Origin of the sequence: Pseudoalteromonas sp. APC 3893, assembly GCF_030408095.1 — a bacterium.
GTDB lineage: Bacteria > Pseudomonadota > Gammaproteobacteria > Enterobacterales > Alteromonadaceae > Pseudoalteromonas.
Genome location: NZ_JASDCD010000004.1, coordinates 187277 through 212427 on the forward strand (window position 1 = coordinate 187277; position 25151 = coordinate 212427).

Sequence of the window (25151 nt, forward strand, 5' to 3'; positions counted from 1 at the left end):
GGGCTGGCTAGTTTTTTAAAGGTGCACACTTAACAGGTTCTTGTTTGGCTGGTATATATTGTTTGCTGTAAAGAATTAGTTGCAGAGAGTTTGAATTGTATGAAACTTAGCAAGAGGTTAATTACTTACAATCGCTGCTTTTTTGGCTAGAACAAACAAGGTATAATGCTGTTAATTCTATTTTATATTTACAATGCCTCAAAATAGCCTTTACTTGGGTTGTTTTAGCTGTGCCTTGTTATGACTTAAAGCGGCTTACATGTCTAATTTATCTAGTGAAATTAATAAACGACGCACCTTTGCGATCATTTCTCACCCGGATGCGGGTAAAACCACCATTACTGAAAAAGTACTTTTATTTGGACAGGCAATTCAAAAAGCCGGTACTGTAAAAGGTCGTGGCTCTAACCAGCATGCTAAATCTGACTGGATGGACATGGAAAAAGAGCGTGGTATCTCAGTCACCACCTCTGTAATGCAATTTCCATATAATGAGCGCTTAGTTAACTTACTTGATACTCCAGGGCACGAAGACTTCTCAGAAGATACTTATCGTACACTTACTGCCGTGGATTCATGTCTGATGGTTATCGACGCTGCAAAAGGTGTAGAGGACCGTACTCGTAAGTTGATGGAAGTAACGCGTTTACGTACTACGCCAATCGTTACTTTTATGAATAAGTGTGACCGTGATATACGCGACCCGATGGAATTATTAGATGAAGTAGAAACAGAGCTTAATATTGCCTGTGCACCTATCACGTGGCCTATTGGTTGTGGTAAAGAATTTAAAGGTATTTACCATATTCACCGCGAAGAAACGATTTTATATAAAACAGGCCAAGGCCATACAATTCAAGAAGTACGCAGCATCAAAGGGCTAGATAACCCAGAGTTAGATGAAGCCATTGGTGGCGAGCTTGCAGAGCAATTGCGTGAAGAGCTTGAGCTGGTAATTGGTGCATCACATGAATTTGACCTAGATCTGTTCTTAGCGGGCGAGTTATCACCTGTGTATTTTGGTACAGCACTTGGTAACTTTGGTGTCGATCATGTATTAGACGGCCTCACTGAATGGGCTCCAACGCCATTACCGCGTGAAACAGAAGACCGCCAAGTGGTTGCTGACGAAGACAACTTCTCAGGCTTTGTATTTAAAATTCAAGCTAATATGGATCCTAAGCACCGAGACCGTATTGCCTTTATGCGAATTGTATCGGGCAAATATAGTCAAGGTATGAAGATGAACCACGTACGTATTGGTAAACAAGTCAGTATCTCTGATGCGGTGACCTTTATGGCGGGTGACCGTGAGCGTGCAGCAGATGCTTTTGCTGGTGATATTATCGGTTTGCATAACCATGGCACTATTCAAATTGGTGATACGTTCACGCAAGGCGAAAAGCTTAAATTTAGTGGTATTCCAAACTTTGCACCTGAGCTATTCCGCCGTATTCGTTTACGCGATCCACTCAAACAAAAACAGTTATTAAAAGGCTTAGTACAGCTATCTGAAGAAGGTGCAGTGCAAGTGTTTAGGCCACTTATTAATAACGACCTTATAGTAGGTGCTGTGGGTGTGTTGCAGTTTGATGTAGTTGTAGCACGCTTAAAAGCTGAATATAACGTAGATGCGATTTATGAAAGCGTGAATGTAAATACCGCTCGCTGGGTAAGTTCGACTGATGTTAAAAAGTTTGAAGATTTTAAACGTAAGTGTGAAAGCAATTTAGCCTTAGATGGCGGTGATAACTTAACCTACATTGCACCTAGCCGTGTGAATCTTAATTTATCAATTGAGCGTTACCCAGAAGTGACGTTTAACCACACACGTGAAAACTAGACAAAAATTTAATTAAAGCCTGCAATAGCGGGCTGATAAAGGTAACAAATTACATGAATATTCGTACGTTTCTAATTGATAAAGCAATTGCAGCGATGACAGCAGCAGGCTTACCGGCTGATACTAACCCTGCAGTAACACAAAGCACACGTCCACAGTTTGGTGATTACCAAATTAATGGTGCGATGGGCGCTGCGAAAAAAATGAAAAGCAACCCTCGTGAGCTTGCACAAAAAATTATTGATAATTTAGATGTCAGTGACATTGCCGATAAAACAGAAATTGCAGGTCCTGGTTTTATTAATATCCATTTAAAACCTGAGTTTTTAGCACACAGTGTTGAAGCGGCCAATCAAGATGCAAAATTGGCTATTGCAGAGCATACAAAGCCGCAAACTGTTGTGGTTGATTACTCATCACCAAACTTGGCTAAAGAAATGCACGTGGGTCATTTACGTTCAACGATTATTGGTGACTCTGTAGTACGTGCGCTTGAATTTCGTGGTGATAAGGTCATTCGTCAAAATCACATGGGTGATTGGGGCACGCAATTTGGTATGTTGATTGCGCACCTTGAAGATCAAATAAACCAAGGTGTTGACTTAGATAGCGTAGCACTTGCTGATTTAGAGACCTTTTACCGTGACGCGAAAAAGCGTTTTGACGATGAAGAAGGATTTGCCGATAAAGCCCGTGATTATGTTGTTAAATTACAAGGTGGCGATGCACATTGTGAAAAATTGTGGAAGCTGTTTATTGCAACGTCAGTTAAGCACTCGGAAGAAGTATACAAACGCTTAAATGTAACGCTTACAGCCGATGACATCATGGCTGAAAGTGCCTATAACGCAGAGCTAAACGATATTATTGCGTTGTTGAAAAATAAAGAAATTGCTGTTGAGTCGCAAGGCGCACAAGTTGTATTTTTAGATGAGCTGGCAAATAAAGATGGCGAACCATCGGCGTTTATCGTGCAAAAATCAGGTGGCGGTTTCCTATACGCAACAACCGATTTAGCAGCGTGTGACTATCGCTCAAACAAGTTAGGCGCCGAGCGTATCTTAATTTTTGTTGATGCGCGCCAAAGTCTACACTTCAATCAAGTAGAGCTAACAGCTCGTAAAGCTGGTTTATTACGTGATGAAACTAGCTATGAGTTTTGCCCGTTCGGCACCATGATGGGTGAAGATGGTAAGCCATTTAAAACACGCACTGGTGGCACTGTTAAACTTGCAGATTTACTTGAAGAGTCAATTGCCCGTGCCAGTGCAAAATTAGCAGAGCGTACCTCAGATTTAAGCGAGCAAGAGCGTAGCGAAATAGCTCGTAAAGTAGGTATTGGCGCAGTTAAATACGCTGACTTATCTAAAAACCGCACCAGCGATTATATTTTCAACTGGGATACCATGCTCAGCTTTGAAGGCGCAACTGCACCATACTTACAATATGCGTATACCCGCGTACGCAGTATATTCCGTAAGTCAGGCGTTGATGCTACATGCTTAAATGCCAGTGTTGCAATCGTTGAGCCACAAGAAAAAGCACTAGCGCTTAAATTGCTTCAGTTGGAAGAAGTACTTGATCAAATGATCAATGAAGCCACACCACACGTATTATGTAGCTACTTGTACGAACTAGCTAGTTTATACATGACATTCTATGAGGCTTGCCCAGTGCTTAAAGAAGGCGTAGAGTCAAACGTGCGTGACAGCCGTTTAGTGTTGTGTAATTTAGTGGCAGATTCATTGCGTACAGGCTTAGATCTGTTAGGCATCGAAGTCATGGAGCAAATGTAATCTGCTGCGTGTAGTTCGCTTTAGCTGCGTTGATAAAACTATTTAGCCTAAGTCACATACAAACCGTATGCTCCTTGGCATAAATAGTTTTACCGCCTTGCTAGCACTTCTACACTTGCAGATGCGTAGTTTGGCATTGAATGACCCTAATCACATACAAGCGCGTATGCTCATAGAGATAGGTCGAGTGTCCGCCTTGTTGTAGGTTGAGTGCAACGAAACCCAACAAAGTTAATATAATCACACGACTTAGACTTGCTTGACTGCCTCGTTGGTTGTCTACTTTGATTAACCTAGAACCTAGAACCTAGAACCTAGAACCTAGAACCTAGAACCTAGAACCTAGAACCTAGAACCTAGAACCTAGAACCTAGAGGGAATTTTATGAAACTTGAAGATATCCGACGTGAATATTTACAAGACGCGTTGAGTGAAGATAATTTATTAGATTGCCCATTTAAACAATTTGAAAGCTGGCTTGAGCATGCTGTTGCAACACAAATGCCCGATCCTACAGCTATGGTGGTGGCGACGGTTGATAAAGAAGGGCAGCCTTCACAGCGTATTGTGTTACTTAAACACCTTGATGATAATGGCTTTGTGTTTTTCACCAATACAGGCTCGCGCAAAGCGCAAGAGCTTAAAGGGAACAACAAAATATCGCTGCACTTTCCATGGCACCATATGGAACGCCAAGTAATTGTATATGGTGAAGCCAAGCCACTACCAACATCAGCTGTAGCAAAATACTTTTTATCACGCCCGAAAGAAAGCCAATTAGCAGCATGGGCTTCAGCTCAAAGCCGCCCGGTTTCGTCACGTAAAGTGTTAATGGAAACCTTTGCTAATATGAAGAATAAATTTTCTAACGGTGAAATTCCACTTCCAGATTTTTGGGGCGGGTATTGTGTCGTTCCCACTAAAGTTGAGTTTTGGCAAGGTGGTGCGCATCGTCTACATGACCGCTTTATGTACCAACGCCAAGCAGATAATAGCTGGCAAGTTACTCGACTGAACCCATAAGCGACTATGGCGTTTATTGATTCCCACTGCCACTTAGATTTTGCTGAATTTGATGCTTCGCGTGAGCAACTAATCAAACAATGTCAACAGCAAGGGGTTAATCAATTTATTGTGCCGGGGATCACCTTGGCACAATCTCGGGCACTACCTTTGTTCAAGCAACAGAATCCCTCAGTTCACATTGCAGTGGGTTTACACCCTTACTTTATGAGTGAGTTTGCTGATGAGCATTTAGTTCAATTAACTGAACTTGCCCAGCAGCAGCGTTCGCTACTTGTTGCAATTGGCGAGTGCGGTATAGATCGCAGTATTGCGAACTTGCCATTACAAATCAAAATATTTGAATATCATGTAGAGCTAGCTAATCAACTTGAGCTACCTTTGATTGTACATCACCGGCAAAGTCATGACTTAATCGCACAGTCATTTAAGCGCTGTAAGCCTCAATTTGGTGGTGTAATTCATGCTTTCTCAGGCTCACTACAACAAGCAAACTATTATATAAAGCAGGGATTTAAGCTAGGTATTGGCGGAGTCATCACGTATCAGCGAGCACAAAAAACTCGCCACGTTGTTGCCCAGCTAGATGCACAGCACTTATTGCTTGAAACAGATTCTCCTTCGATGCCGCTTAGTGGCTATCAAGGCGAGCTTAACACTCCATTGCAATTGCCACTAGTGTTCGAAGAGCTGTGTGATTTAAAGCTGCTTAATCAGCGAGAAAAACTTGTGCTTAAGCAACAGCTTTATGATTCGTGCTCGGCACTTTTTTGCATATAACGGCTCACCTGCCAGCGTTTTAACCCGCGACCTAGTTGCCAAGTGAAAATACATGTGATCACCAGCATGAGTAAGACTTGACGGCCTAAGTCATGAAAATGATTATGGCTTTGTGAAATTGCCGAGCGAGTTAAATAAGTTATAGATACGAAGCCAATTGGGCGATCATCAGCACTAATTACAGGCTCTATAAAAGGAGTTTTTAATTTACTGATACCCGGTGTTGAGTGAGGGAGTTTGCCCAGTAAGTGATGTGGCTGCCAGTTGTCACTACTTGCAATTAGTACCCCTTGTTGATCATATATCGTAGCAGCTAGAACAAACTCATCTTTACTTATATTGTTACACAGCGCATTTAATGCAGGCTTATTTTTTTCAAGTAAAGGTCGCTGGGCATTAAGCGCCATAAAGCGGGTTAAACTTTTTGCTGTGCTATCGGCATTATCGTAAAGTAGCTGGTGGCTTTGAAAACTACTGTTTACAGCAATCCAAGTTAATAATAAAAAACAGGCCGCAGCAAGGCTAAGACGAACAAGTCGTTGTCTAACTGATGCTGAAATTGGATTTTTAATATGGTTATTTTTCATAGTCATTGCTTACACTGCTGACAGCTTTTGTTTTTGATGTTACAACTAAGGTAACTATAACCTTAAATCCCTGCCAATGGCGAATTTACTGTAAAATTAGCAGGGAGACATTAGTCTCATTTTGGAGTCATCATGACATTGGAACGCCTTGCGGCATGTTCAGCAACGCACATATCGTCGCAGTTAGTATTAGGCACATGGGTTAAATTCAGCGAGGCTGAATTTGTACAAACACAGTTACCTACAAACCCTCAAGGTACTTTTAGCGTTGCTTTTGATACTGATTTTGATGGCGAAAAAATCGCGGCAATTATTGAGTTTTTACGTGATAACAACATCATTGTTGATGCAATATGCCGTTATCAACCTTCTTCAGATTTAACACCTGCAATTTGCTTTTACAGTAATGAGACACATCAAGCATTAAATCCATTGAGCTTAAATGAGTTTGCCCATGCTAAAGGCTTCCAGTTAGTACAATTGCAAACACCACCTGATTTAGAAAAACCAGGCTTATTAGTTATGGATATGGACTCAACAGCCATTACTATAGAATGTATTGACGAAATTGCACGTTTAGCAAATGTGTATGACGAAGTTGCTGCGGTTACAGCCCAAGCGATGGCGGGTAAACTGGATTTTAGCGAGAGCTTACATCAGCGAGTAGCAAAATTAGAAGGCATAGAGCAGAGCTTAATTGACGAATTAAAAAATGCGTTACCGTTAATGCCGGGCATTGCAGCATTATGCCAAGTGCTAAAAAAACATAGCTGGTATTTAGCCATTGCTTCAGGTGGTTTTGTGCCATTTGCTGAGCAAGTACAAAAGCTGCTTAGTCTTGATGAAGTACACGCAAATGTACTCGAGTTTAAAGATAATAAACTCACAGGAAGAGTGTTAGGAACTATTGTTGATGCCAATCAAAAGGCATTGGTATTAGGTAATTTAGCTGAGCGATTAAATTTATCGCAACAGCAAACAGTTGCAATCGGTGACGGTGCGAACGATTTAACCATGATGGCGAAGGCGGGTTTAGGTGTGGCTGTTCACGGTAAACCTAAAGTCGTTGAACAAGCACAAGCGGCTATATGCTACGGTTCATTATTGCAATTACTGTATTTAATGACGATCCCTAAGTAACAAATTTTGGTTTAGCATAAGCTAACAGTATTGATACTGTTAGCTTATGCGATTTAACCATGTTTGCTTACGTGCTTTCATTTCTTTAATAAGATCAGCTTTAAAGTCTAAGTGGCTAAGAGTTTCTTCTGTTACATCAACCATATCGCCAACCCCAGCAACCGACCATAACGCTTCTTCTAAATCTTTTGCTTTATGCATCGCATATTGGCTAACGTATTTTAGTTCATTCGATAAATAATCAGTATCGGGGCGACCTGTGCGTGATATATATAAACGCATTACAAACACTAATTCGCTTTTAAGACCTTTTTTTAAAAATAAGTGATGAGCAGTGAAATCATCAATTGCAGTACATTGGCTTTTTACAGCTTCATCGACTGTTGATTTCTTTGGATCAAAACGAATAAATAAAGTAAATGGTAGAGGTGGATCTTGTCGGCTGCGGTCTTTAATCAACGGAGTGATAGTTTCAGTAATTTGATCTGTAGATAAAAACGGGGTTAAATTGGTTTTATCGTTTAATAGGCCAAAACTTTGTAATATACGATGTATTGCACTTGGGTATAAGCCTTGACCTATTGCGCCGGTTTCAAAGTGGGCAGCCTCTTTATGCAGATAAAAAGGGAGTTGGCATACGGTTTTTGTAACCATGTTGCGCAGCGCCGTGGAAAGCCCTGGTACTTTTGGTGCTTCTTCAGAAATCTTTAATTTATCTTTATTATTCTCAATTAGCTGAGTGAAAAACGTCACACCCATATGTGGAGTATCAGCAATACGTATTGCTTTTAAATTAATTGTAGTGAGTGATTTGCTCACTGCCATTACTTCATATTTTAACTGGGATAGCTGATGTTTTTTGGTGATTTTTTGTAGCTCAGGCAAGCTTAACTCTACTATATCGCCTTTATTTAGGTCAGTAGCTTTCTCGCACTCTATTTGCATGCCCATAACAGAGAAGTCGCGACTATGAGCTTTGATTATGTGCTCTGCGCTCGCACTAACTACGATCTCTGTTTTATATAGGTAACGTTTATGAGCACGTAAATTAACGTACTCTAAATCAACCATTTCAAGTTTTGGCGGCGCTTTATGTTTGCCGTGACCAAATTGCTTTAGTTGATTCACCACGCTTTTATCGTATTTAAAAGTTTGGTAATGGCTTTGTTCAGTTTGAGTGCCTACTGACGTTAACACCACTAAATACTTAACGTTTTTAATCATACCTTGTACACGAGGCGAGGGCGGTTTATTGAGTTTTTCAATATCTTTCCCAGCAGTATTCGGCAGGCTTAATGGAATATATGAATCTTCTGGGTGACTAGGCATTAACTGTACTTTGAAGCAGTGCCAGCTTTCTTTTTGACTGCCAAAGCCAAAAAATAAATTCCTTAATTCAGGTTCTCTTGCAAGCTCGCTTCGGGTTGCCGAATAATAATATACTTTCCCAGCAACAACATGAGTAAAAGTATAAAGGTAGTCTTCTTTAACTTGTGCAGGGTCGTTTAATAGTGCAGTTATGCGTTGCTGATTTAAAATAGTATACAAACAAGATAGCTTTCGTTCATCACAAAAGTAACGGTGAATAAAAATGTTATTCTCGGTAGTAAGTACAAGGCTTGGATAGAGCTTGTCATCTTGTAAACTAAAAAATGTATAGAGTGAGGTTACGCGCGGAATGTAATACTGTTCATAGCCTTTTGATACAACAGCATCGAGAGTATTATCTAAGTTAACCTTGTAACGGCGCTTATTGCCATGAATAAAGCTTTCTAAAAACTCATCAAACTTAATGTTGTTCTCTACGAATGTGCGCTTTAAACGAACATGGTTAAACTCAGTTGACACTCGTTCAACGGCAACAACCTCATACTGAATACCACTTTTAAGGCCCAGTTCAAAGTCTTGCTCAAGGCCTACGAGCCTTAAACTGAGCAGCTGACCTCGAGATACATTATAGCGTGGAGCAAGCTTTATCTTTGCACCACTGAGTGAAATATCAGAGGTTGTGGCGGCAACTTTATTACCTTCTTTTAGCTCTACTGTAATCTTAATCGAGTAGTTCATTCGCTCTTCGCGACGACTTTCATAAGAGGCAAACTTTATTACTTGGCAATTAAGTGATTGCTGTTCTGCTGATTCTGGTTGAGTCGCAAGTTGGGCGGCTTTTTTTTGCATCACCTTATGGTTGTTATCGGTACTCATAACCGCTTCATAAACAGCAAGGGTATAACCACCGTGACGTTGAATCGCCTTTTCAAATACTGAAATGGCTGTTTCATCCATAAAGTGCTGCTTACCGTCATACTCATAAGGTTTTACTTGGCCGGCCACCTGGCCTCGTAAATCAATAAAGCGAGCAATAGGTTGTGACAGACGCGACATTTCCATCTTTAGTAAAAACTGCTCAGGCTTGGTTAAGCCTGCTGTTTTTGCCCTAAAGATTCCGTCAAATTTGGTGTTACCTAAATACGATTTAAGTTCTTCAACTAAATCTTCGTATTTAAGAAGTATGTCTTCACTCATCTATAAAACCATCACCGTCTATTTTAAAAGTAGGTATACTGACACCAATTAAAGGTAACAGGCTATTTTATAATTAGCGCATATGTGCATAAATAATTATATAAAATGTTACTTGGTAGCTACTTTTTAGTTTTTATTATTATAATTTGCCAAATAAATGGCTCATTACTTTAAACCATATCTAAAGTAAAAATAAAGCAAAAAGTGTGCCTTGTAGGAAATAGGATCGTGATATTTAGATTGTGGTGCCGCTTTAACAGATTGGCAAGTTATGTTGCTATGTAAAAGCGCTGAATGCAAAATAATAGTTTAAATAACAGCAAAACTCATTTAGAGAAAATAGGTAAGATTTAAATGGCGAAAGCGGCAAAAGTAGAATTTATGTGTAGCGAATGTGGCATGAACTATCAGCGTTGGCAAGGACAATGCCGCTGCGGTGCATGGAATACATTGGTTGAGTTTAAGCCATCAGCAGGGCAAAATAAAAAAGCATCTTCACGTGCCAGTGTCGGTGGTTATGCCGGTGGTATCGGTGGTGGCTCTAAAAAAATAAACGACGTTGCTACCACTGAAGCTGAAAAACAACTTACAGAGATTGGTGAGCTTGATCGTGTTTTAAGCGGCGGTGTAACAACTGGTTCAGTAAATATTATTTCTGGCGATCCTGGAGCTGGTAAAACAACATTACTTTCTGATTTAGTCGCGCGAATGTCACAACGTATGCCATCGCTATACTGTACGGCAGAAGAATCATTATCGCAGTTTAAAAATCGAGTAAACCGTTTAAAGCTAGACTATAACGCTGACGAGTTGTATTTACTTTCTGAAACCAGTGTTGAAACCATTATTGAAGAGCTTGAAAGCAATAAAATAAAGTTTGCTGTTATTGATTCAATTCAAGCCGTTGTAACTGATACAGCCAATGGTAGCCCTGGTTCCCCATCACAAGTTAAAAGTGCCGCGCAAGCGCTTACTCAATACTGTAAGCAAAATGACGTCACTATGTTCATTATTGCCCATGTAAACAAAAATAATGAAATAGCAGGGCCACAAACCTTAGTACACATTGTTGATGCGCTACTGCACATAGATACCAATGACGGGCAAATACGCACCTTGCGTGCTAATAAAAATCGCTTTGGTGATATTGACACTGTGGGCATTTTTAGAATGTGTGAACGTGGCATGCTCAGTGTTGATAACCCCAGTGAAATATTTTTATCAGGCTCTAGCACTGACTCACCGGGGTCAGCCATTACATGTATTCGCAAAGGTAACCGTAACTTATTGCTCGAAATTCAATGTCTAACCACCGAAACAGAAGCTGAATTTCCACAACGTGTCTGCGTTGGCTTAAATATGAATCGTATTAAAATGCTGACGGGGATTTTACGAAAGCACACTAAAACTAAAATTTTCCACGATACATTTTTTAATATTGTCGGAGGCCTAAGGATCGATGAAACCGAAACCTGTATTGATTTAGCATTAGTAACTGCTTTGTTGAGTAGTCTTAATGAATTTGTCGTGCCTCGCACTACCTGTATTATGGGGGAATTGAGCTTAAACGGCGATGTACGACCTATTGACAGTGGAGTGCCACGAGTGAAAGAAGCCGCACAGCATGGTTTTACTGAGATATTTATTCCGTTTCGTAATTACCATAAATCAATGGAAGGGCTAGGCGCTAAAATTACTCCGGTTAAAACAGTGCATGAGCTACTTAGTCTGATTAATTAAATAATGATCAGTAAAAGCGCTTAACTGGCTATGTTTATCAATGTTACCCTTGAGCCAAGATAATTAAATGCAAAGATTTGAATAAGGAAATAAAATGAAAAAACTGGCCATTATTGCAGGTGTTGTAATTATTGCTATCGGCGGTGTTAGTTACGCTAATCACGCGCTTACACAAGAAGTCAAAGTGGAAGTTGATCGCCAACTTGCCATGTTGAGCCAACAAACAGGCTCAGCAGTTACTTATGAAGATTTATCGGCTAGCGTGTTTTCAAAAAGTGTAGAGCTTTCAAATGTTAGCATCACGGGTTTTGATGAGAAAGCAATTGCCAACATTAACAGTATTTTGGTAGCCGGTTATGATGCAGAAAAAATAGCCCCGCGCACAGAGGTGGCTGTTAATGGTTTTAAATTCAGTGATGACTTTACTGCCCAATTACCTACTGACGCTAATAATCAGTTAGCTAGTGCGAGTTATGACTTACACACCTTAATGAATTACGATGCTGATTCGGGCGACAGTGATATTACTTTAAACATTAATGCCAATGACATTGTTGCCTTTAACTTAGACTTAGGCCTAGCCAAATCAACAGCGCTAATGGAGGCGTCATTAGCGGTAAGTAAATTACAGCAAGCAAGTGGCTCTCAACAATTAACATTAGAACAACAATTACAGCAGCAAACTTTGATGATGCAAGCACTTGCTGAACTTGAACCTCGAACAATTAAAATAAACTTAAACAACCAAGGTGAATTTAAAGCGCTTGTTGAACAAATGCTTGAAAAGCAAGGTATGACCCTTGAACAAATGCAGCAAATGGTTGATGTACAATTACAGCAAGCCCCAGTGAGCGACGAGCTTGCCGCAGCTATTAAAAACTTCACTCAAGGTTTAGGTTCATTAACTGTCTCGGCGAGCCTACCAGAGGGGCAAACCATGGACGAAATTAACCAGCAGATATTTACTTTAATGGGGCAACCAAACGATCTAGCTGAGTTTATAAACCTAGAAGCGAAGGGCGAATAATAGCTGTCAGCTATCAGCCGTAAGCTGTCAGTTTAAGACCGCGGTAGTTTTGAGTTATCTGAAAGCGTGAGTTTACCTCGCGCTTTTTTGTTTGCTTGAGGAGCTAGGTACTAGGAAAACACAGAGACGCGAATACTTTTGGGTCTAAAACCTGTATTACTCTAAAGCGCAGCGCCTCTTTATGAATAATTCACTAAATTTTTTGCTCAAAGAGAAGGGAATGAGAAGTAAATGAGGATTAACTTGAGGGCTAATTAGCTACTTAAAACATGATACATCAAGAATTAGGCTGCTCCCCCTAAAATAAGCCAATCAAACACCCGCTAAAACATCAACTAAAACAACTCTTATTCAATAAGCAAATTCGTTTACTTCGTCTGTCGATGCCGCTGTTAAGCCAGTAGCTTTCGACAAACACAAATAGAGTGCGTTACGCAGTATACTCTATACTGCGCCCTCATCGCAGCCTAGTTTTTCAAACTTTACAGGGGTCGCAGAGACGCAGCAATTAAAGACTTTAATTGAGCTGAGAGCCGCACTGTTCTTTGCAAAGTAACATTTATCTCACTCAAAATAAAAGCCGTGCTTGACTCAACAAGCACGGCTTTTATTTTATGCTAGCACCTAGCACCTAGCACCTAGCACCTAGCACCTAGCACCTAGCACCTAGCACCTAGCACCTAGCACCTAGCACCTAGCACCTAGCAATCTAGTGCAATATACGCGCTCTGATAGTACCTTCAACTGCACTGAGTTCTTTCAATGCAACTTCTGACTGATCAGTGTCTACGTCAATTACTACATAACCAATGGCTTCGTCGGTTTGTAAGTACTGTGCGGCGATATTGATACCGTGCTGTGCAAACGCTTGGTTAATTTGCGTTAGTACACCAGGGCGGTTGTGGTGAACATGTAATAAACGGCTGCGATTAGCAAGTTCTGGCAATGATACTTCAGGGAAGTTAACGGCGGTAATTGTTGAGCCATTATCTGAGTATTTAGCCAATTTCCCCGCGACTTCAATACCAATGTTTTCTTGTGCTTCTTGTGTTGAGCCACCAATGTGCGGTGTTAAAATTACGTTGTCGAATTCACGCAGTGGTGATACAAATTCGTCATCGTTTGATTTTGGCTCGACAGGGAATACATCAATGGCAGCGCCACTTAACTTTTTATCACGAAGTGCTTCTGCAAGCGCATCTATATCAACCACTGTGCCGCGAGATGCATTGATCAAGATTGCACCTTGTTTCATTACTGAGATTTCAGCACTACCGATTAAGTTTTTAGTTTGCGGTGTTTCTGGTACGTGTAAACTAATCACATCGGCGCGTTGTAGCAGCTGAGTTAAATTATGTACTTGTGTTGCATTACCTAAGGTTAGCTTGTCTTCAATATCGTAAAACTCAACGTTCATGCCGATGTTTTCTGCCATGATGCTAAGTTGTGTACCAATGTGGCCGTAACCAATAATACCGAGTGTTTTACCACGAGCTTCAAATGAACCATTGGCTGTTTTTAACCAGCCGCCGCGATGAGCGATAGCATTTCGCTCTGGAATACCGCGGAACAAGAGTAAAATCTCGCCAAGTACAAGCTCTGCAACTGAACGAGTATTAGAAAACGGCGCGTTAAATACTGCAATACCGCGTTGGCGTGCTGCATCTAAATGAACTTGGTTGGTACCAATACAAAAGCAACCAATTGCCACTAGCTTTTCAGCAGCTTCAAGTACAGCTTCAGTAATATGAGTACGAGAACGAAGACCTACAAAGTGCACGTCTTTAATGCGCTCTAGTAGTTCGTCCTCAGGTAACGATGTTTTTACGTAATCAATGTTGCTGTATCCATTACGCTTTAGTGTTTCAACTGCACTTTGGTGTACACCTTCAAGCAAGAGAATTTTAATTTTGTCTTTTGCTAACGATACCTTACTCATAATCCTCATTCCTATTTTATTTGCGGCCCATTTTTGGTGCCTATGATGACTTTATCAGCGCCACGTTCGGCAAATAAGCCGTTGGTGACTACACCGACAATTTGATTAATTGTCTGCTCTAATTGTTTGGCGTTATTAATAGCTAAATTATGAACGTCTAAAATGACGTTGCCATTATCAGTAACAACCCCTTGACGGTACACAGGGTCGCCGCCAAGCTTTAATAATTCACGCGCTACATAGCTACGTGCCATTGGGATAACTTCAACGGGAAGTGGAAATTGGCCCAATGTATCAACCAGTTTTGTGTCATCTACAATACACACAAACTGCTTGGCAACGGCGGCAACAATTTTCTCACGAGTCAGTGCTGCGCCACCGCCTTTAATCATTTCGTTTTTGGCGTTAATTTCATCTGCGCCATCTACGTAAACATCTAAACTTGCTACATCATTTAACTCAAATACTTCAATACCCAGTGCTTTGAGTTTTTCGGTTGATGCATCAGAGCTTGAAACCGCACCTGTTATGGTGTCTTTTATTGAACCTAAAGCATCAATAAAGTGGTTTACGGTAGAGCCTGTGCCAACGCCTACAATGGTATTTTCTTCTACAAATTCTAGGGCTGCCCACGCTGCCGCTTTTTTTAGTTCATCTTGTGTCATGGTATTTGCTCAATAGGTGGAGTTACTTACCTTTAGTATACAAATTTATTGCTTACCAATGGTAGGTTTTCTGTGGGGTAATGATTAAATTTAATGGAACATCCCACGATTCAACAGGTAAACTTTCAACGTGTTGGCATTGATGTGCCAAACCAATGAGTTGAGGTTTTTGCCAGTTTTCGTTGTGGTAACGCGCCAAGGTTTTATCATAAAAACCACCCCCCATACCTAATCGATTACCGTTACTATCAAATGCAACTAAAGGCATTAATAAGTAATCTAAGTCCTGTAAAGGGCATATCTGACTACAATTTAACTTAGGCTCCAAGATACCATAGCGATTTGGTCTCATGGGTGAATTTTCTTCATAGCGTTGAAAGTATAAAGTGGTGCCATTAAAGGGGTGTATTACAGGTAGGTAAAGAGTGTGGTTATTAGACCATAGCTCTTTAATTAACAATGATGTGTCGAGCTCGGCGTCATTGCTAAAATAAATGCCAATGTGTGAATTTTTAACGTTTTTCGTTGTTTTTAGGTGTTGAATAAAATTCACTTTAAGCTGTTTGGCAGCAATTTTTTGTTCGATTTTTGATAAATAATTACGTCGTCTTCGAATTTCTTGGCGTATTTGTGCTCTTTTATTGTTCATGATGAATCGTTAATTTTGTTGTTATGAGTCTAAAAAAGAGAATAAATCAGGAAAAGCGAATGATAACCCCAGCACGACAAGTAATATTAAGACCATTGCAATGAGAGAATAAAGCAACGTATTGCTGCGTTTTTTAATCGGCGTGTTGAGATCTTCATCAAGGAGTAGATCATCCGTTTGCCATTCTTCACTTTCAGGCTCTACAGGTGGCTCTGTGGTTGCGGATATTCGTTGCTCTAAATCATCCAGTTTTTCTTCAATGCGTATTAAGCTACTAGTAATGTAGTCGAGAGCATTAAAAATACGCTCATCACGTTGCTGAGATGCTTCATCACTTTGAGTATTCGGCTGTGGCTGAGTAAGAGGCTGTAATTTACTTTTGATGCCAACACTGGCAAGTAATTTAGCTTGCTTTAAGGCTTTGTCTTTTGCACAGGGGACAAAGAGAGGTTTGTTTTCAAAAAATGCAGCTATTTTGCTGTGAGGCGCTTTTAACTTTGCAGCAAGCTTTGCTTGTGCATCCTCTGCTTGAATGTCTTGTGCGAGTCCTGCAAATATTACGCGATAGTTTTCTGACATCTTTGTTTTCCAAAAATGTTAAATCAATGGTTTGAGTATAAACAAAGAACAGCCCGTGTAAACGGGCTGAGTAAATATAGTCTAAATATCAGCTATTAATACTTAGCTGCTTCACCTTCTTTTGGTAGAGCGTTTAATATGAAATCACGTAAGTCATTATTAGAACTTTCTAAGTCTTCGTGGCGAAGGTACATCATATGACCACTACGATAGCCTTTAAAGCTTAAACGGTCGCGCATTTTACTGCTTGGATCTAGCTGCCACATGGTATATTTAGCATCAAAGTAATTAGTTGCACCATCGTAATAACCTGCTTGTACGAGTACGTTTAAATATGGATTTTGCGCCATGGCTAAACGTAAATTTTCGCCGGTTTTATTTTTACTGCGATCCCAAGGGTGTACGTTGCCAAATAAGTTGTATTTTACATCGGTTTTGTAATTGAGTTCATTACGTAAGTAATGATTAATGGCTGGTGTAAAGGAGTGCAACCATGAGGTCAGCTCTGCCCAGTAATCAGGAGATTCACCTGCATCGCGTTTATCCATACCTAAATAACGAGAATCCAAACGGCCCAGCGTTTGGCCGCGCTCACGTAATAGCTCTTTCCAGAAGAAATTAGTAGGAATGTCTAAGTTATTTTGTGCAACAAACTTTTCAGACACACCAGCGTACAGTGCCATTTTTTTTATGATAGCGCGTTTCTCTTCATCACCAATAAAACCGCCTTTTGCAATGGCAGGAATTAATTTATTAATTGTAAAGTCTTCGACTTCAGGAAGTAATTCATCTAAATCTTTTGCTTGTAAAGCTGGGCTTAGCGCTTTGTGATACCAAGCCGTAGCTGCAAAATAAGGCAGGCGGTTTGCTGCTTTTACAGGGCCGTCACGTTTAATACCGATATCGGTAGGCGATACTAGTACCACACCATTAATGTACATCCACTGGCGATTTTGTAATTCGTGGGCAAGGCCTGAAACCCGAGTAGTACCGTAGCTTTCACCAATTAAAAACTTTGGAGAGCGCCAGCGCTCTGTGCGATTTACAAAGGTATTAAGCCATTCAGCCAGGTATTTAATATCCGCATTCACACCAAAAAACATTTTTTGCTGCGCGTCTTTACTTGGCAGCTCGCCTTTTTCGTTTTCTAAAACGCGTGAATAACCTGTATTCACTGGGTTTACATAGACAATATCAGCGACATCAAGTACTGAGTATGGGTTGTCTTTTACGCCATACGGTTGAATTGGGTAACCTTCGTCATCAATTTTTAATACCCGTGGTCCAGTATAGGCTAGATGCATCCATACAGATGCTGAACCTGGCCCACCATTGAATGAAATAAGCAGTGGACGCTTCGTTCTGTCGTCAACTTTGTCGCGCTCGTAGTAAGTATATTGCAGCGTTGCTACGGCATCACCCTTGTCATCCCACACCGGCTGAGTACCTGTGGTTGCTGTATAAGAAAAGCGTTCGCCGTTGATGCGTGCTTTATGCTCAGTTACGACGGTGCTATCTACGTCAATACGACGTTGGTTTTCATTGGCAAAGCTTGCATTTGGGGCAGCTAAAGCAAGTGCTGCTAATGAAAGACTAATGATACTAATAAGTTTCATGCGGGATCCTTTTTTAATATTTTATCCATTAAAGATAATTTCACTCAAAATAACAAAGTTAATGAGACTAGGTGCAGGTATTACTCGGTAAGAGGTAGAAGTTAATCCTAGTTATAAATAAATAAGCTATGTTTTTTGTTGGAATTACTATTATTTGATTTTGATTATGTGCGCAATAAAGTATATTTAGCTGATTAAGCTAGTTATCAGCCTTTGGCTGTTATGTAGTAAAGTTTAGTTGTGTTATTTGAGTTTGAGAAGATTTATGCAAAGAGTTTTAGTCGTTGAAGATAGTAAAGTAGTACAACAAGTTTTGCGCCATTTATCTGCTCATTATTTAAATGTCGCAGTTGATTTTGCATGGTCATTAGCTGAGGCTAAAGAATTTGTAGCCAAGCATGAGTATACGCTTGCACTAGTTGATTTAACGCTACCAGATGCGCCTAATGGTGAAGTTGTTAAATACACTTTAGAACAAAATGTTCCAACCGTAGTGCTTACCTCTAAAATTGATGAGTATAGGCGCCAGCAAATGCTTGAGTTGGGAGTGGTTGACTATGTTATTAAAGATAACCGCGATTCATACCATTATGCTGTTAAATTGGTCGCACAACTACTTCGTAATCAGGGCTGTAAGGCACTAATTGCTGATGACTCATTGCTTAGCCGTTCATTAATGAAACAAATGCTCGAAAAACAACTATTTGATGTGCAAGATGCCACCGATGGTGAGCAAGCATTAAAAATGCTTAAAGCTGATCCCGAGATTAAGCTATTAATGACCGATTACGCTATGCCAACGATGGATGGCTTCGAGTTAGTAAAAGCGGTTCGCAATTTTAGGGGGCGGGATGACTTGGCAATCATTGGCTTATCAGGTGCTGGTAAACATGGGTTGTCTGCACGGTTTATAAAATATGGTGCCAACGACTTTTTAACAAAACCTTTTATGAATGAAGAGTTTCACTGTCGTATCTTACAAACAATGGAGCAGTTATCACTTATTGCTGATATTAAAGAAAGTGCACACAGGGATGATTTAACCGGGTTATATAATCGTCGCTATTTTTATCAATTTGCTGAAAAGTTATTAAAAGAAACTTCACGGCCAAGCTGTTTAGCGCTTTTAGATATCGACTTTTTCAAAATGATTAATGACAAATTTGGTCATGAAGCAGGTGATCAAACCCTTAAGCAAGTTGCCTCTTTACTGCGCAGTTCATTTAAAGACTATACGGTGTCTCGTGTTGGTGGTGAGGAGTTTGCAATTGTTTTAACGGATATGAGCTTAGATCAAGCTTATTCATTAATGGATGCATTTAGAGCGCGTATCTCAGCCTATGATTTTGTAATTAATGGTCAGTCTTTCACTATTACTGTAAGTGTAGGTTTAACCAGCTTTCAAAATGTGACGCTAACTAATGCAATGCGCATTGCTGATAAAGCATTGTACCAAGCAAAAGCACAAGAGCGAGACTGTGTGGTAAAACAGAGCTAAAATTTGCACCAGCTCAGTTAGTTTGTAGAAAAAACGCACCTAAATGGTGCGTTTTTTGTTTCTTTTTTTTAACTTTAGGTTTTAACTTATTGTTTTTAAATTATTTTAAATAGTGGCACAAAGGTTGGATTATCTAAGGAAACAGGATAACAATAAGCGTCCGAAGGGGGCCACTATGAAAATGATTAGTGCAATAATAAAGCCATTCAAACTAGATGATGTGCGTGAAGCACTGGCTGATTTAGGCATTGAGGGAATGACAGTTGTTGACGTCAAAGGGTTTGGTCGTCAGCGTGGACATACTGAGCTGTATCGTGGTGCAGAATACCAAGTCGATTTTATTCCAAAAATAAAACTCGAAATTGCTACTCGTACTGAGAACTGTGAGCGGGTTGTCGAAACCATCACCAAAATTGCATCAACAGGCAAAATTGGTGACGGCAAGATTTTCGTTTACGACTTAGATCAAATTGTTCGTATTCGTACGGGCGAATTAGATGATGAAGCAATTTAAGGGGGCACATTATGGAAAACACAATTGTAGAACTAAAGTTTTCATTAGATACATTTTATTTTTTAATCTCAGGCATTTTAGTTATGTGGATGGCAGCAGGTTTTGCCATGCTCGAAGCGGGTTTAGTTCGCTCAAAAAATACCACTGAAATTTTAACTAAAAACGTCGCACTGTATGCAATTGCATGTACGATGTTTTTATTGGTTGGCTACAACATCATGTATGTCGACAACACTGAAGGCGGCTTAGTGCCATCGCTAGGTGCTTTAATTGGTACTCAAGCGGCGGATGCTGACCACTCATTAGAGTCAGACTTTTTCTTCCAAGTAGTATTTGTTGCAACAGCTATGTCGATTGTTTCAGGTGCTGTTGCTGAACGTATGAAGTTATGGGCATTTCTTGCTTTTGCTGTCGTATTAACAGGTTTTATCTACCCAACTGAAGGTTATTGGACTTGGGGCGGTGGCTTTTTATCTGAAATGGGTTTTGTTGACTTTGCAGGCTCTGCTATCGTTCATGGTACAGGTGCTGCTGCTGCGCTTGCTGGTGTATTGATGCTAGGCGCTCGTAAAGGTAAATACGGTAAAAACGGTGAAATATACCCAATTCCAGGTTCTAACTTGCCATTAGCTACACTCGGTACATTTATTTTATGGATGGGTTGGTTTGGTTTTAACGGTGGTTCTCAGCTGTTAATTTCTGATGCTGAAAATGCAACAGCTGTAGGTCAAATTTTATTGAATACAAACGCTGCTGCGGCAACGGGCGCAATTGCAGCATTATTCGTATGTAAAGTATTGTGGGGTAAAGCAGATTTAACCATGGTACTAAACGGTGCGCTTGCTGGTTTGGTTGTTATCACTGCTGACCCACTATCTCCATCGCCTCTAATGGCATGCTTGTTAGGTATTTTAGGTGGTTCATTGGTTGTATTTAGCATTGTTGCACTCGATAAAATTAAAATTGATGACCCTGTAGGTGCTATTTCTGTGCATGGCGTATGTGGTGCATTAGGTATTATCTTAGTACCAGTATCAAATGCTGATGCAAGCTTTGTGACTCAGGTTATCGGCTTAGTATGTATCTTAGCTTTTGTATTTATCGCTTCATTGATTGTATGGGTAATTCTACAAAAAACGATGGGTATCCGTGTAACAGAAGAAGAAGAACTAAACGGTATGGATCAACACGATTGTGGCATCGATGCTTACCCTGAGTTTGTTTCTGTACGCAGTAACTAACAACTAAAAATTGTAAATTTCATTGTGTGTTCAAAGTAAAGCCCTAACCTAGGTTAGGGCTTTTTTGTGTTAGTATTTATAGAACGCTCATTTAATGAAGTCATAATCTCCCGTAGGTAGTTAAACAATTGTCTTATAGCCAAGCACCGCAGTTAATTTGTTGCTTCGGGTTTCTTGTCTGCGCTTTAGCTGTCCACTTATAGGGTTTTTACTTAGGCCAATTAGATTTACTCTGCATTGCTCTAAGTTAGTGTGCAACAGTTTTAAATGTGATTAAAACAGCTCAGCGCTCGCGGGATCATTATTTTATTAACAACAAAACTTAGGATCAGATTTTTACTAGCTTTAGATCGTAATAGATCAGGTTTTTACTAAGGATCTTAGCTGTAGAGCTTACTTCAGTATGAAAAATAGACAGTAAAATTGGTTTTTGATTAAATAATCAACATGTTGTAACTGGGACTTAGTACAACGATGATCTCAGATCTGGTTTGGTTAGTATGATCGTGATCTCTAAAGCAAGAGCTTAGTATGATTTTGATCCAAACCTATTAGCTAAACTTTTATGAGCAATTCGCTATAAACTGAGCTTTTAGAATGGCTTTGGCAAATAACTAACGAGTCTTTAATATTGCATTTTTATTAAAAAATCTCGGAAAAATGCACTTTCAAGACCCTGTATTAGGTAAAATTGTGTTTTTTTCACCCTCTTTTTACTTTACACGTTACACTTTCATAAAACTGTCATACTTAGTCATAATAATGAAAACTAGTTCGATAACGAAAGAGATAAATTGGAATGTCACGTAAAGTACTTGTCGTCGATGACGAAGCACCCATCAGAGAGATGTTGGTTTTTGTATTAGAACAAAATGGTTTTCAAGCAATTGAAGCTGAAGATTATGATTCTGCTATTGCCGCAATGGTTGAGCCGTATCCTGATATGGTGTTATTGGATTGGATGTTACCGGGTGGTAGCGGTATTCAAATCGCTAAAAAGTTCAAGCAGAGTGAGCACACGCGCCAGATCCCGATTATTATGCTGACAGCCCGTGGCGAAGAAGAAGATAAAGTGCGTGGCCTAGAAGTAGGTGCGGATGATTATGTAACGAAACCATTTTCACCAAAAGAATTAATGGCCCGAATTAAAGCAGTTATTCGTCGTGTGTCACCGACTTCATTAGAAGAAGCCATTGAAGTACACGGTTTACGTTTAGATCCTATTTCTCATCGTGTTACCTCAGAGGGAAGCGAATTAGATATGGGGCCTACTGAGTTTAGATTACTGCATTTCTTTATGACTCACCCTGAGCGAGTTTATAGTCGTGAACAGTTGCTTGATAATGTATGGGGAACGAATGTCTACGTTGAAGATAGAACAGTAGATGTGCATATTCGTCGATTACGTAAAGCTATTGCGCCTCTAGGCCATGACCGTTTAGTACAGACCGTGCGTGGTGCAGGGTATCGTTTTTCCAGTAAATTATAGTTTTATAAAACGACAGGCTAATTATTACATTGGCTTAAATTTACTTTCTCTAAGGTAAAGTGAGTGTATGTACCGAGTTGTTAATAAGCAGGCGTTAGCGAAGCGTTTGCTTATCTATTTTCTTCCTTTGTTATTGATTGGCGTGCTTGTTGGCGCGCCATTTTTGCTTTTGTTTTTAGGCTCCTTTTCACTGCTTGTTTGGCATTATCATCAACTTTATAGACTCAGTGATTGGCTGCTTAATCAACGTAGCTTTAACCCGCCTGAGGGCGAGGGCGCGTGGGAGCAAGTGTTTGAAGGGATCTATCATTTACAACACCGAAATCGTAAAAAGCGTAATGAATTAGCCGATTTGATCCGTCGCTTTCGCGATGGTGCCGAAGCCGTTCCTGATGCTGTGATAGTCTTGCAACGGGATCTAAGTATTATTTGGTGTAATCAATTAGCATTAAAAGTACTTGGTTTGCAGTGGCCAACAGATCATGGACAGCGCTTAGATAATTTAATTCGGGATCCGAAATTTGCTAAATATATGCATGCTGAAAAATTTGATGAGGCACTAGAGCTAGATAATAGTTATACAATTGGGCAAGTCTTGGAGTATAGGGTTATGCCTTATGCAACTTCTCAATTGATGGTGGTTGTTCGCGATGTAACACGGTTAAAACAACTAGAACAAATGCGTAAAGACTTTGTCGCGAATGTATCTCATGAGCTTCGCACGCCTTTAACCGTCGTAACAGGTTATTTAGAAATGTTTGATGGCGATATGATGCCGCCACCTGCAATGTGGGATAAAGCACAAACAACCATGCTTGAGCAATGTAAACGTATGGATAGCTTAGTTAATCAATTGTTATCACTTTCTCGTATTGAAGGCTCAAGACGCCAAGAGGGGGATAAAGCGGTAAATGTACCGCAGCTACTCACTTATATTAGTACAGAAGCACAATCTTTAAACCAAGATAAAGAGCATGAATTAATATTTGATATTGACTGCAGTTTAGATATAAAAGGCGCGGAAGAAGAATTGCGAAGTGCTTTTTCTAACTTGGTGTTTAATGCTATTCATTACACTAAACCTGGCGGTAAGATCATTGTTAGTTGGCAAGTTAGAGATAAGCAAGCACATTTTTCAGTCGTCGATAATGGTGATGGTATCGCACCTGAGCATATTAACCGTCTCACAGAGCGATTTTATCGAGTTGATAAAGCTCGCAGTAGGACAACAGGCGGATCTGGACTGGGGTTAGCAATAACTAAACATGTGCTGACTCGACATGACAGTCAATTAAAAATAAAAAGTAAGTTAGGTGAAGGATCGTGTTTTTCATTCGCCTTTAGTAAAGACAAAATAGTACAAACCTTAAACGAAAATAACGCAAAGTCATAAAAGTGTAATGTTTGAGTAATCTAATTGTCATTTATTGTCTTTACAGTGGTGCACAGTTAGGAAATGGGACGAACAAATCGGAGTAACCCCTATGAAATTTAAAAGTTTAGTTGCCGCAATGGGTGTGGCTGTTACAACATTGGTATCTGCACAGGCTTTAGCTGTAGATTCAGCACTTCCAGAATATCAAAAGACCAGCGGGATTTCAGGTAACTTCTCATCAGTGGGCTCTGATACTCTGGCCAATATGATGACGTTTTGGGCTGAAGAGTACAAACGTATTTACCCAAATGTAAACATTCAAATTCAAGCCGCAGGCTCTTCAACTGCGCCACCAGCGCTAACTGAAGGCACTGCAAATTTCGGCCCTATGAGCCGTAAAATGAAATCAAAAGAAATCGAAGCGTTTGAAAAACGTTATGGTTATAAACCAACTGAAGTACGTGTTGCAATCGATGCATTAGCGGTATTTGTACATAAAGATAACCCTATTAAAGGCCTACGTATTGACGAAGTAGATGCAATTTTTTCTTCTACTCGTAAATGTGGCGCGTCAGCTGAAGTGTCTCGTTGGAGTGATGTTGGCTTAACAGGTGACTGGGCTGCAAAAGACATTCAGCTTTATGGACGTAACTCAGTATCAGGTACTTATGGTTACTTTAAGAAAATGGCTCTGTGTAAAGGCGATTTTCGTAACAACGTAAATGAGCAGCCTGGTTCAGCTTCTGTTGTTCAATCAATTTCATCATCTGTAAATGCAATTGGTTACTCAGGTATTGGTTATATCACTTCTGGTGTTCGCACTGTGCCGCTGGCAAAGAAAGGTGATAACTTTGTTGATGCCACAATTGATAACGTAGCAAAAGGTAAATATCCGCTATCTCGCTTTTTATATGTTTATATCAATAAACACCCGAACAAACCGCTTTCGCCAATTGATGCAGAGTTCTTAAAAATGGTGTTGTCTCTTGATGGGCAAACTATTGTTGAGAAAGATGGTTATGTCCCACTTTCAGCTCAATTAGCAGCGAAAGAACTTAAAAAGCTAGGTCTTCTTTAATAGCTAAACGAATTAAAAAATAGTTTATATATAAAAAACCGCTCAA

General features: G+C 40.0%; 20 protein-coding genes. 13 read left to right on the plus strand and 7 right to left on the minus strand.

Annotated features, from left to right (window positions below; all coding sequences use genetic code 11):
• Positions 1 to 259 precede the first annotated feature (259 nt).
• The 4 genes from prfC (at position 260) to QMA12_RS08295 (ending at position 5442) form a co-directional block, all read left to right on the plus strand.
• The gene (prfC, locus tag QMA12_RS08280) at positions 260 to 1843 is read left to right on the plus strand and encodes a peptide chain release factor 3 (protein ID WP_087532822.1); all 1584 of its coding nucleotides are present in this window, start codon (positions 260 to 262) and stop codon (positions 1841 to 1843) included.
• Between the two features lie 53 nt (positions 1844 to 1896).
• A complete protein-coding gene (argS, locus tag QMA12_RS08285) occupies positions 1897 to 3639 on the plus strand; it encodes an arginine--tRNA ligase (protein WP_290209234.1) in 1743 nt (580 codons plus the stop codon).
• 384 nt (positions 3640 to 4023) lie between these two features.
• On the plus strand, positions 4024 to 4662 hold the full coding sequence (gene pdxH, locus QMA12_RS08290; protein WP_087532824.1) for a pyridoxamine 5'-phosphate oxidase: 639 nt from the start codon (positions 4024 to 4026) through the stop codon (positions 4660 to 4662).
• 6 nt (positions 4663 to 4668) lie between these two features.
• Entirely contained in the window at positions 4669 to 5442 is a 774-nt protein-coding gene (locus QMA12_RS08295; RefSeq protein WP_087532825.1) for a TatD family hydrolase, read from the plus strand.
• Here QMA12_RS08295 and QMA12_RS08300 read toward each other — a convergent pair.
• Positions 5409 to 6029 (minus strand): AhpA/YtjB family protein, encoded by a 621-nt coding sequence (locus tag QMA12_RS08300; RefSeq protein WP_290209237.1) that lies wholly within the window; start codon positions 6027 to 6029, stop codon positions 5409 to 5411. The genes QMA12_RS08295 and QMA12_RS08300 overlap by 34 nt on opposite strands.
• A gap of 132 nt (positions 6030 to 6161) precedes the next feature.
• Here QMA12_RS08300 and serB point away from each other — a divergent pair, with 132 nt between their 5' ends.
• Positions 6162 to 7169 carry a phosphoserine phosphatase SerB gene (serB, locus tag QMA12_RS08305; protein WP_290209239.1) on the plus strand — a complete coding sequence of 336 codons (1008 nt, stop codon included), beginning with the start codon at positions 6162 to 6164 and terminating at the stop codon, positions 7167 to 7169.
• 39 nt (positions 7170 to 7208) lie between these two features.
• Here the strand turns inward: serB and QMA12_RS08310 are convergent, their stop codons facing one another.
• Entirely contained in the window at positions 7209 to 9695 is a 2487-nt protein-coding gene (locus tag QMA12_RS08310; RefSeq protein WP_290209241.1) for a PilZ domain-containing protein, read from the minus strand.
• A 354-nt stretch (positions 9696 to 10049) separates the two neighbouring features.
• Between QMA12_RS08310 and radA the strand changes: the two genes are divergently transcribed.
• Together radA and QMA12_RS08320 are read left to right on the plus strand one after the other, a co-directional pair.
• Positions 10050 to 11435: a DNA repair protein RadA gene (gene radA, locus QMA12_RS08315; protein WP_087532829.1), complete on the plus strand. Its 1386-nt coding sequence runs from the start codon at positions 10050 to 10052 to the stop codon at positions 11433 to 11435.
• Positions 11436 to 11529: 94 nt separating this feature from the next.
• Positions 11530 to 12462: a hypothetical protein gene (locus QMA12_RS08320; RefSeq protein WP_087532830.1), complete on the plus strand. Its 933-nt coding sequence runs from the start codon at positions 11530 to 11532 to the stop codon at positions 12460 to 12462.
• A gap of 709 nt (positions 12463 to 13171) precedes the next feature.
• On the opposite strand, the gene serA is transcribed toward QMA12_RS08320, so the two are convergent.
• The 5 genes from serA to QMA12_RS08345 all read right to left on the minus strand — a co-directional run bounded on the left by serA (position 13172) and on the right by QMA12_RS08345 (position 17910).
• Positions 13172 to 14401: a phosphoglycerate dehydrogenase gene (gene serA / locus QMA12_RS08325; protein WP_290209244.1), complete on the minus strand. Its 1230-nt coding sequence runs from the start codon at positions 14399 to 14401 to the stop codon at positions 13172 to 13174.
• An 11-nt stretch (positions 14402 to 14412) separates the two neighbouring features.
• The gene (gene rpiA, locus QMA12_RS08330; protein ID WP_290209247.1) at positions 14413 to 15066 is read right to left on the minus strand and encodes a ribose-5-phosphate isomerase RpiA; all 654 of its coding nucleotides are present in this window, start codon (positions 15064 to 15066) and stop codon (positions 14413 to 14415) included.
• A gap of 52 nt (positions 15067 to 15118) precedes the next feature.
• Positions 15119 to 15715, minus strand: a complete 597-nt coding sequence (locus QMA12_RS08335; RefSeq protein WP_290209249.1) for a 5-formyltetrahydrofolate cyclo-ligase — start codon at positions 15713 to 15715, stop codon at positions 15119 to 15121.
• Positions 15716 to 15736: 21 nt separating this feature from the next.
• A complete protein-coding gene (locus QMA12_RS08340) occupies positions 15737 to 16294 on the minus strand; it encodes a hypothetical protein (protein ID WP_290209251.1) in 558 nt (185 codons plus the stop codon).
• Between the two features lie 95 nt (positions 16295 to 16389).
• Positions 16390 to 17910, minus strand: coding sequence for a carboxypeptidase (locus QMA12_RS08345; RefSeq protein ID WP_290209253.1), 1521 nt, complete (start codon positions 17908 to 17910; stop codon positions 16390 to 16392).
• Between the two features lie 265 nt (positions 17911 to 18175).
• Between QMA12_RS08345 and QMA12_RS08350 the strand changes: the two genes are divergently transcribed.
• The 6 genes from QMA12_RS08350 (at position 18176) to QMA12_RS08375 (ending at position 25105) form a co-directional block, all read left to right on the plus strand.
• Positions 18176 to 19408: a response regulator gene (locus QMA12_RS08350; protein WP_290209255.1), complete on the plus strand. Its 1233-nt coding sequence runs from the start codon at positions 18176 to 18178 to the stop codon at positions 19406 to 19408.
• Positions 19409 to 19583: 175 nt separating this feature from the next.
• Complete coding sequence (locus QMA12_RS08355; protein ID WP_087532837.1) at positions 19584 to 19922, plus strand: P-II family nitrogen regulator; 339 nt, start codon at positions 19584 to 19586, stop codon at positions 19920 to 19922.
• 11 nt (positions 19923 to 19933) lie between these two features.
• Positions 19934 to 21163 (plus strand): ammonium transporter, encoded by a 1230-nt coding sequence (locus QMA12_RS08360; protein WP_290209257.1) that lies wholly within the window; start codon positions 19934 to 19936, stop codon positions 21161 to 21163.
• Between the two features lie 799 nt (positions 21164 to 21962).
• Positions 21963 to 22652 (plus strand): phosphate regulon transcriptional regulator PhoB, encoded by a 690-nt coding sequence (gene phoB / locus QMA12_RS08365; protein ID WP_087532839.1) that lies wholly within the window; start codon positions 21963 to 21965, stop codon positions 22650 to 22652.
• Between the two features lie 67 nt (positions 22653 to 22719).
• Positions 22720 to 24045: a phosphate regulon sensor histidine kinase PhoR gene (gene phoR, locus QMA12_RS08370; RefSeq protein WP_290209258.1), complete on the plus strand. Its 1326-nt coding sequence runs from the start codon at positions 22720 to 22722 to the stop codon at positions 24043 to 24045.
• Between the two features lie 91 nt (positions 24046 to 24136).
• Positions 24137 to 25105: a phosphate ABC transporter substrate-binding protein PstS family protein gene (locus QMA12_RS08375; RefSeq protein ID WP_290209259.1), complete on the plus strand. Its 969-nt coding sequence runs from the start codon at positions 24137 to 24139 to the stop codon at positions 25103 to 25105.
• Positions 25106 to 25151: the final 46 nt, after the last annotated feature.